The 9,824-nt window shown below is 54.7% G+C and carries 5 protein-coding genes; 1 reads left to right on the top strand and 4 read right to left on the bottom strand.

Translation table 11 applies throughout. The features are described 5' to 3' along the window. Positions 1–566: 566 nt before the first annotated feature. From FE783_RS35555 to FE783_RS35570, 4 genes are all read right to left on the bottom strand, one after another. Positions 567–4,049 carry a M60 family metallopeptidase gene (locus tag FE783_RS35555; RefSeq protein WP_138884153.1) on the bottom strand — a complete coding sequence of 1,161 codons (3,483 nt, stop codon included), beginning with the start codon at positions 4,047–4,049 and terminating at the stop codon, positions 567–569. 145 nt (positions 4,050–4,194) lie between these two features. After that, complete coding sequence (locus FE783_RS35560; protein ID WP_138884154.1) at positions 4,195–6,456, bottom strand: M60 family metallopeptidase; 2,262 nt, start codon at positions 6,454–6,456, stop codon at positions 4,195–4,197. Between the two features lie 354 nt (positions 6,457–6,810). Further along, entirely contained in the window at positions 6,811–7,902 is a 1,092-nt protein-coding gene (locus FE783_RS35565; RefSeq protein WP_138884155.1) for an SGNH/GDSL hydrolase family protein, read from the bottom strand. Between the two features lie 36 nt (positions 7,903–7,938). Next, positions 7,939–9,252: an ABC transporter substrate-binding protein gene (locus tag FE783_RS35570; protein ID WP_138884156.1), complete on the bottom strand. Its 1,314-nt coding sequence runs from the start codon at positions 9,250–9,252 to the stop codon at positions 7,939–7,941. Between the two features lie 86 nt (positions 9,253–9,338). Between FE783_RS35570 and FE783_RS35575 the strand changes: the two genes are divergently transcribed. After that, positions 9,339–9,704, top strand: a complete 366-nt coding sequence (locus FE783_RS35575; protein WP_138884157.1) for a hypothetical protein — start codon at positions 9,339–9,341, stop codon at positions 9,702–9,704. The last annotated feature ends 120 nt before the right edge of the window (positions 9,705–9,824 follow it).

Genomic DNA, 9,824 nt, shown 5'->3' on the forward strand with positions numbered 1-9,824 from the left:
TTTAGCTTAGTCGACTTCATATTAAGGTTCCGTCCAGGTCTAGTACAATTGACTGAATAATAGATATTAGTATTCTCCCTACAAAATAAGGTAAATTTTTAAGATCATACTACTTAATAAAGGTGTCGTCAACAGAAAAGTCGTATTATCCTTCCCGTTAAATCAATGCAGAAAGGGAGCAGTTGCCGCGGCGGTCTGCTCCCTTGGTGCGTTCAACTCTTGTTCCGTTTAATTTAACGACCATCTTGGGGGACAATCCATTTCTAGTAGACCAAAAGGATCCCAGTGATCGATAAACATTTTGACTATTGTTATAAATTCTATAACGTTAAAAAAAGGAGCAGACATCGCCGCCGCTCCTCTTCGATTTCATCCGCACCATGCCCAAGTTTCCTCGACCCCCGGGCTGAGGTTACCGTTGCCCCTACTGTTTCCGTAGACCCTGCGGTTACCGTCACCCATACACTTACCTTCGACCTTATGTTCCTTTCGGCCTTACAAGTTACCGCCCAACAAGTGTAAGCGTCCCGCTCGAACGGAACCGGCGTATGCGCCGGTCTTACGGCTTACAAGCTTTGCAAATAACGGATGTCCGCCAAAAGCAAGCTCGCAAAGCCCGTCTCGATGTGCTTGCCGGATTGGGCGTTAACTTCGTGCTCAAGCGCCTGGAGAGCTCGTAGCGCCTGCTCCTTGTCGCCGCGCTTCTTCTGCACGGTGTCCGCCTTCGCCAGCAAGCTTTGTAAAATGCCCGGATTCGAAATCCAACCTTTGTCGCCCGCCATCCGCAATATGGCATCCAGTTGGTCGATGCCGATCATTACATCGAATGCAAACGACTTCGTCGATGTATTTCCGGCATTATCCGTCGCGGTTACGCGGAGCAAGTGCGAGCCCACCGATAACGCAAGCGGCTCGATGACGACCGGATTGCCGGTGGCGTTTCCATCCAACGCATTTACGGCGCTCGCCACCCCGCTCAGCGAATCGGTGACGCGCACGCTAATCGTTATCGGGGCAGTTTGGTAAACGGAGCCCGTAACGTTTGCCTCCACCTCCGGCCCGCTCCTGTCGATGCGAACCGTGGCCGTTCGGACGGCTTCTTCGTTGCCGGCCGCATCGACGCTGAAATACCGGATCGAGTGGACACCTTCGGACTCGACCGCAATCGTGCGCCCTTCGGCATAAGGTGCGTCGTCGACACTGTAATATGTCCTGGCGACACCGCTCATGTCATCCGTAGCCGTCAATGTAACCGTTTGTGCCGACTGATACCAGCCCGTTTTCGCGTCGTCGGTCGTCACCGGAGGCGTTTGGTCGGCCGGGCGTTTGATGCGAATCGTTTGCAAAACATAAGCGCTCGTCAAGCCGGCGTCATCGATCATTCGTGCATAGACGTTCGTTTCGCCCTCCGTCCGGATCGTGACAGGAGACGTATAATGGGTCCACGTTCCCGTATTCCCGATCCGGTACTGGCTCCTTGCCGGAACGCCCGGTGTTTGCGAACCGCCGCTTACGACCATAAACGTCACGTCGGTTTTGTTCCAGCCACTATTGTCCGGCGCCGGGGTCAGCTCGATCGTAGGCGGAGACAGCGGATTCGCTTCCTTGAGCGTCCAGACCGGCGTTTGCGGCTCGGGCAGTCCCAACGCCAGAACTTTGGCACGCACTGCATCCTTCGTATAAGGCACCGCCCATTTGTCGAAAAACGAGAGCAGATTGTGGCCGGACAGCTGCGAAGCGGCCACGACGAACGTATCGATCCGCTGCTGATCGTTTTGCGGCAACTGATTCGCCGGCAGCTCGCGGTAATACGTATGCAGTGCCGTATAGAATTCCCAGCGGTACGCCAGCTGAAGCTGCTTGAACAGGACGAGCTGTCCGAACAGGTCGAGCTGGGTCGTATTGCCGTACGTTTTGTCCGGAGCGCCGCTTTCGAGATACGCGAAAGCTTTGTCGTACGAATCTTTGCCTTGGGCGTCGCGGCTCAGCAAGTTCGAAGCGTTGCCGAACTTCTCCTGTACGTACAGCGAATAAAGATTGACGGATACTTCCGTAATCGCGCCCCATTTCCACGGATTCGGCTGATACTCGTGGCCCGTTTCGTGCCAGATGCCCCATCCTTTGTTCCGGACGTTTGCGACGTCGGTCAGCCGGGTGCCGTAATTGTCGAACATGATCGGGTAACCGGCATGAGCGGAGCCGGCCGTAATCTGGATGTCGTCGACGTAACGGAACGGCAGCTCGACCGGGCTGTGGTGCGGCGGCGGGCTGTCCGGAGACAAGCCGGCCAAAGCGTCGTCATAGTCCACAATGGCGTCCCACGTCTCCATCAGCTGCGCCGGATCGTCCAGGTGGCGTATGAGGGAGGAAGGGACGGTGACGACGACCCGGCGTCCTTGCAGCTCCGCCCACGGGGCCGGGTATTGGCGAACCGTGTTTTTCCACTCGCTGGCGCTCGTCTGTCCCAATACGTAGTACGGTGCTTGGACGCCTCCGCTAACGGACACGGTCGTCTTCGTATTCGGCTTCGGCTGCGTCGGAATGAGGTAAATAAGTCCTCCGTAAGCACTCTGAATCGTGTTCGGCCCCGGAACGAGCGTTTGCCGTTTCGTCACGACCGGGATGCGCTTCCATACGTCCTTGCTCGACAAATTGTCGGTATGAGCGCCGATTTGCACGTCAAGGCCGGATACCCCGGCGGGAACGTCGAGAACGACCGGCTTGCCCGGCGGAGCGTATAATCCTGTGCTGATCCATGTGCCGGGAGGGCGGTACATGCGCAAATAGCCGTAATCCGAGTAGTCGAAGTCGACCTCGATCGCTTTGCCGTTTATGACCTGCGCGTTATCCGGAACGACGCCCGGAAAATGGTCGGCGAAAGGTGACTTGGCCGGCGCGGCCTCCTGGCCCGTTTTGTTAAGCAGGAAGGCGAGCAGTGCGCTGCTGTAAGGAGCCTTCGACCGGTCAAGCGGAAAGGAAAGCCGGGCTAGATTCGCGACATCGCCGTGTATCGTCTCGTATAGCGGACTTTTCGGCGTCAACGCTTGAACCGTTCCGCCGAGTATGGACGCCATGATCGTCAGCTTCGTCTTCGCGTCCGCGCCCGGCGGTCCGAGCTTCACTTCCCCGATATCGAGCGTTCCGGCTTCGATCGCCTTCGCTTGCGAGATGAGCGCCAGCACGTGCGCGCCGTTTGCTTGCTCTGCGGTCAGAGCGGGAAGCAGTCCGTTCGTTTTCGTCGCGGTGTTGTTCATCAGACCGAGCCCGAACACATTCAGCAGACGCTGGATCGGGTAGTCGATGCCGAGATTCCCCGTTTTCCCCTTGTAGGCATCACCCAAATAATTGGGGGCGTATGCTTCGAGCACCCATCCTTTGGCGGCGACCGCGATGCTTCCGCCGTTGCGGACGTAAGTTTCCAAGTAGGGTATGTCGGCATCGGACGTTTGGAAAATCGGGAAATCGACATAGGCGACCGGATACCGGGCCGGATCGAGCTCGGCCGAAGACCAGCTGTCGATACGTTTCAAGTCAATCGGCAGCGCCGGGTTCACCTGGAACCGGCTGGACGGGGACGTCGTGATCATCTGCAGCCGGCCGCGTCCGGCCAGCGCATCCTCGTAGTCGACGACGCCCGGGTTCGCTGATTTGCTGTCCTGCGTCAGCCATACCAAGCTGTTGCGGACGAGCTTTAGTCTGTCTGGGTCCGTCTGCTCGGAAGGCTTGAAGTAGAGGTCGTCGCCGGCCAAATAAACGCGTCCTTTCCCGTATCGTGCCGCGGCGATGTTGGGAGTCGTCGACGGACTTACGGAAACGTTAAACGCCTGCTCCCCGATGGCGCTGACACCCCCGCTGTTCGAGGACGAATACGTAGGAATACCGGCCAAATCTTTGTAAAACAAAGCCAAGTCGTTTTGCAATGTTTCGTTTGACGTCGCCGCTTCCGTTTGCCCGGCTATTTGGGCATAGGCTGTTGTCTGACCGGCTGAGGCTGCCATCGTAATCAGGCTTAGCGAAACGATCGTCCATTTTTTGAACGAATGAATCAAGCTACTCTCACCTCGCTTATAGTTTTCCGGACTGACCTGCTGTGGTGCTCCTTTACCGCCAGCGGCATCGTGTTCCTATCGGTAACGCCGCTTTCCCGATCGCTGATAGCAATCATTCACCCCCTTTCCGGCCGGCGCGGCGGGATTATTCGCCGGGCTCCTTCCACGTCCAAAACTCCGCATCCGGCTCCGGCAGCCCTAGCGCCGTCACTTCGGCTCTCGCCTCGTCACTGTAAGGCCAGCCCCATTTGGCGAAAAACGTCAGTAAACAGTTGCTGCTCACTTTGCTCATCATGACAACCAGACGGTCGAGCTTCTGCTGGTCGGTGCGCGGAATATCGTGCTCGGGCAGCTCGCGGTAAGCAATATGCAGCCTCGTGTAAAAATCGATGCCGTACTTCAGCTGCAACTGCCGGATCATGACGAGCCGTTCGAAAAATCCGATATCGCCGAAATGTTTGTCCGGCTTCCGGCTGCTCACGAACTCGAGCGCGTTGTCGTAATGCGTCCGGCCTTCCTTGTCTGTAGTAAACAGCCGAGACCGGTTGCCGTAATGATCCTGCATATGGAGCGAATGCAGATTGACGGTCACCTCGACGATCAGCCCCCAAAACCACGGAACCTGCTGGTAGTTGTGGCCGAGCTCGTGCCAGAACCCCCAGCCGCTTTTGACGTCGCGCACTTTGGCGAAATCGGTTGCATCCCGGCCGGCAGGCTCGATCGGGATCATGATCGGATAGCCGGCATGCATGTACCCGGCGCTAATTTGCCGATCGGCCACGATCCGGTGCGGACGGTTCGGGCTCCGGTGCGGCAGCGGCTTATCCGGCGAGATGCCGATCAGCTCGTCGAACTTGCCGACCATGGCGTCCCAATCGGCCATAAGCTGCCTCGGGTTTTCGAGCTCCCGCACGCAGTCCGACGGTATCGTCAAAATGATGCGCGTGCCTAGCAGCTCGGCTACCGGAGCGGGAGCGCTTCGCAGCGAACGGGTCCACTCCTCGTCGTTCGTTTGGCCAAAAACGAAATAAGGGGCTTGCACGGCGCCGCTCACCGATACGGTTGCGACCGTCCCCGGCTTCGGCCGTGTCGGAATGAAGTAAACGAGTCCGCCGTACGGGGTGCTCAGCTTGTTCGTTCCCGGCGACAGCTTTTGGCGAAGCGCGACGAGCGGGGCGCGGTCCCACTTGGACAGATGGAACAGCGTATCGGTGTGTGAGCCGATTTGTACGTCCAAATCGTCCGTGCCTTCCGGTACATCGATGGTGATCGGTTGTCCGGCCGGCGCATACAGGCCCGTGCTTTGCCAGTTACCCGGGGCGTACAGCGTGCGCAAGTAGCCATGGTCGTCGTAACCGAAATCGACCTGGACGCGCCTGTTTCGGATGACGTCCGCGCCGGCCGCGACTTTGCCGGGAAATAAGTCGGCATACGGCGATTTGCCTCCGTCTTCGGCGAGGCTGACCTGCTTGAACCGGCGCACGAGCAGCGCACCGGTGTACGGCATGACGGACCGGTCGATCGGCAGAGAGACGTCGGCCAAGCCTAGTTCGTCTTCCCGAATACGACCGTACAGCCCGCTTTCATCCGTCAACGCTTCGATCGTGCGGCTGAGCACAGCCATGACGGCCTCGGTTTTTTGTTTGACATTCGCCTCAGCCGGCCCGATTGGAATGTCTTCGATGGAGAGAGCGCCGGCTTCAACCAATTTCGCTTTTTCGAGCAGACATAGAGCGTGCGCGTAAGCCGCCCTTTCCGCGGTAAGCCGCGGCAGCAGATCGCCGCCACTCCAGACGGCTACATTGCCGAGGAGGCCGAGTCCGGCTTTATTCAGCAGCCTTTGCAGCGGGTAGTCGCTCAATTTGAGCGGACGGCCGAAAGCGGACGGCTTCTCCTCGAGCTCCCAGCCTTTGACGGCGACGATGGCGCCCCCGCCGCTCTTGATGTATTCTTCGACGAACGGAAGGTCGGTATCGCCGAGCGATTCGTCAAGCCAGGCGATCGGGTGTCTCCGCGGGTCCGGGCGTTCGTCCGCCCAGCAGGCGACCCGGACAGGGCTCCAGCTTGCGGAGGACACCGCTTCGCGCGATGAAGGCGTCAAGATGTCGATTTTGCCGGAGAATATAGGGCCGCTGTCCTGCAACAGCCATTCCACCGTGCTGCGCATAAACGGCTGCATACCGTCTCTATCCTGGGACAGATCAAAATAGCTTTCGTGCCCGGCGACAACGATTCGTCCTTCTCCGTATCGGGCGGCGGCTATAAACGGGGTGGAGCGGCCGGCCGCGACCGGAAACGCTTCTTCGCCGACGGCGGTGACGCCACCGGTTTCGGCAAAAGTCGGTATGCCGGAAAGCCCCCGGTAAAAGACGGATAAATCGTCGTCCAGCTTATCCATAAATCGCATTGTCTTTCAGCTCCCTTATCGATTGGTTGAAACGTTTCAATAAATTTGAAAAAGCTGCTTGCGGTACTTTCGGTTGTCTCCCACACTATGGCGGATCAAACGCACAAACATAAAAACGCTTTCAAAATACGATTTCGAACTACCATGCAGCGATTGTCATTCGCGAAAAAGCGTGCCTATCTTGATTGTAAAAGCTTGGAACGCTTTTGTTGAAACGTTTCAATAATAAACCTTAATCGAACAATTGTCAATATTATACATGGATAAATAGGGCATCCGGCTCCTAGGCCGTTTGCCCTATTTATCGTTGATTAATCTCTAAGTAGCTCGCTTGCTGCTTACTTTATTAACTTACTAAAGCAGCGTTTTTAGAACCGGTTCAAGCGCATCCGCCATCCGTAGAAAACCAAGATCGGTCGGATGTGATCCGTCCACCGTACATTCGAAGAAATCCGCACCGCCGAGTGATTTGGAGCCGTCGAAGAAATAAACGTTCAAGTCCCCTTGCTCCCGCAGCTCGCGAACGAGCGCCTGCTCGAAAAGCTTACGCTCCATTCTCATCTCGTACAGGTGCGGCGTCAATTCCTCGCGCGCATAACGAATTCGAGACGGGATCAGGATCGGCGTTACCGGATGAGCCGCCCGATAGATGCGAATAAATTCCGGCAAGGTCTTATGGAAAAGCTCCGTGCTCACGCAATTGCCCTCATAATCGACGATCAGGCAGGCAGGATCTTCGATTCGGGAAACGACTTCGGCAACCTCGGGCTCCCCCTTCCCGTTTCCTGAAAATCCGAGGTTCAAAAACTCCAGCGGAATTCTGCGGCTCAAAATATTCGTATAGGCCATACCCGGCCGCGAGGCGCAGCCTCCCTGGGTGATCGATGTTCCGTAAATGATCACCTTTTTGTCTGACGCGTAGCGAGGAGGGGTCGACACGACGGCGTCGTCGTCCAAGCCGACCCATATTTCCTCCACCCCTTGATACAGTGGCATATTCAGTACGATACTGCGCATGGACCGCTTCCAACCGGTATAAAGCGCGCACTCGTACTCCGTGAGAGTTCGATCGTACTTTGTCGAATTGGCGAACTGCAGCGGCATCGTATCGGGTAGGCCGACGTAACAATCGACACCGCATTGCCCGGTTGCCGGCATATGGGTCATGTCGGCCTTGCCCTTCAACTTTACTCTGACGGACAAGGAGGAGGAATCCGATTGAAAACGGATTTGCCCTCCTGCCGTATGTTCCGCCAGGCGATTTACGGCGTTTGGAATCGAACCGGGCGGCAAGGTCGGCAATCTGCGATAGATTCTTTCCTGTTTGAACCACGCGAACCCGGCAATGTGAAAAGGCTGTTTCAAAGGCGAATACCAGCGTACGGCGGAATCCGTCCTTTCGTTCGGACGCATATTGGGGTCATATCTTTCCAATTCGTTTCCCATACTTTCCACTTTCCTTCCTGCTGCAATTCAGACGCTTTATTGTTTTTGAGCTTCCTGAATCGCCTTGTTCGCCGCATCTTCCGCTTCCCGTAAGGCGGTATTCAGGTCAAGCCCAGGTGTTGTTGCGACCTTTGCCAAAGCGCTCGTCATTTGCGTCCGGACGATGCCGTCGTATTTCGTTACGCGAATCGGTTTTGCGATCTTTTCATCAAATACCGCCTTCGCGTAGTTGGTTCCTTTGATGAACGGCACATCTTCTCCGAAATGTTCGACAACGGCTTTGCTTTTTACGATCGGCACCCGGCCTTGCTTGGCTCCCCAGCTTTGAACCTCATCCGACATGAGGTAGTTGATAACTTTAAAGGCCGTATCCTTGTCCCGGCTATTCGGTGGAATAATGTAGAATGGCGCGTTCATCTGCGAGCCGGGACTTTCTTTGAATACCGGCATCGACACCGCATTCCAATCCAGGCCGCTTTTGATTGCCGTAGACAGCAGGTCCAGCGGATTCGGACCCGTTCTCATAGCCATGACCTGGTCTTTAAAAAATAAATTGTCCGCAACTCCGGCTAGCTTGTTATTATCAACCGTATAAAAGCTGGTCATCACTTGAAGCCATCTTTTCCAAGAATCGGTATTAATCGTCGCCTTGTTGGTTTGCGGATCCACGAAAGGAAGACCCAGCTGATCTTTATATACGGGATTCGCGCCAGTATAGGAGAAGCCTCTGTATTCAACGCCGTTTTCCACCCGGGAGAGCCGCTTCGTCAACTCATACACATCGTCCCAAGTCATGCCGTCTTTCGGATAGGGCACCCCGAACTTGTCGAATAGGGTCTTGTTATAAAGCAAGACGCTGTTATTCAACTCGTAAGGCATGACCGGAATTTCGCCCTTATCGGAATAGCCCTTGACGGTTTCCAATACACCGTCTGCCAGTCTGCTCGTGTCAAACTTATATTTCTCCATTAAACCCGTTAAATCCGATGTCAATCGAAGATCCATGACATTAAACAATTGTCCCGCTGTAAATGCGGCCAGGTCAATGGGCGTTCCAGCCGCAATCACGTCGTTCGTGGTATTTTGGGCTGTATACAAGATCATGTTGATCGTGACTTTCGGGAACTTCGCTTCGATCATTCGTTTGACTTCGTTCGTTAACGACTCCGAAAAGCCGTTATAGAAAAAATTCAACGTAACGGGATCTTTGACTTCATTCACGTCGGCTGCAACCGGTTTCGTTGCTTCGGTCTGTGTTGTATCGTTCGTTGCTGTCTTTCCCCCGCAGGCCGTCGCCAATAAAGCGAGCGCGGACAGGATCGCGATAGGCGTAGTGCGAAATTTTGTCATCGAAATTCATCTCCTGTTTCGAATATTTGACCAAAGATTGGACACAACGTATAATAAATCTGCATCTGACAAGGGAAGGGATGACTATGAACTATTCTCTTTACTTGTTTCAACAGTTTTATTGGAAAGATAAAGTGCGTTTCGATCTGCCTTCCTCCCGCTATCCGAGCTGGGTGATGTTTGCTGTGGAGAACGGCGATTTTCGCTATCAGATTGAAGATATAAGCGGAAAGGCTACTGCAGGCGATGTAGTGATCTGTCCGCCGAACACCGATTTTTATCGGGTGATGGATAAGCCTTTGTCCTTCCACTATTTCAAGTTCTACTTGAGCGATGAAAGTACGGAGGCTATCGAACAAACACGTGCCACATTACGCAACCTGTTTTCATTTAAATATACGCCATTCGAGAAAACTCGTTTGTTCAATGATTTGTGGCATCTTTACCATTAGCGTTGCATTAAAGCTGACATGAAAATTTTCATTCTACAAATTGCTATATTTGTAAAATAAAGAACTGTTTTTCGTGGACAAAACCGAAAAAAAACTCCACTGTAGAGGGAGCAGGATATT

Origin of the sequence: Paenibacillus mesophilus (assembly GCF_005938385.1) — a bacterium.
Taxonomy (GTDB): domain Bacteria; phylum Bacillota; class Bacilli; order Paenibacillales; family NBRC-103111; genus Paenibacillus_AB; species Paenibacillus_AB mesophilus.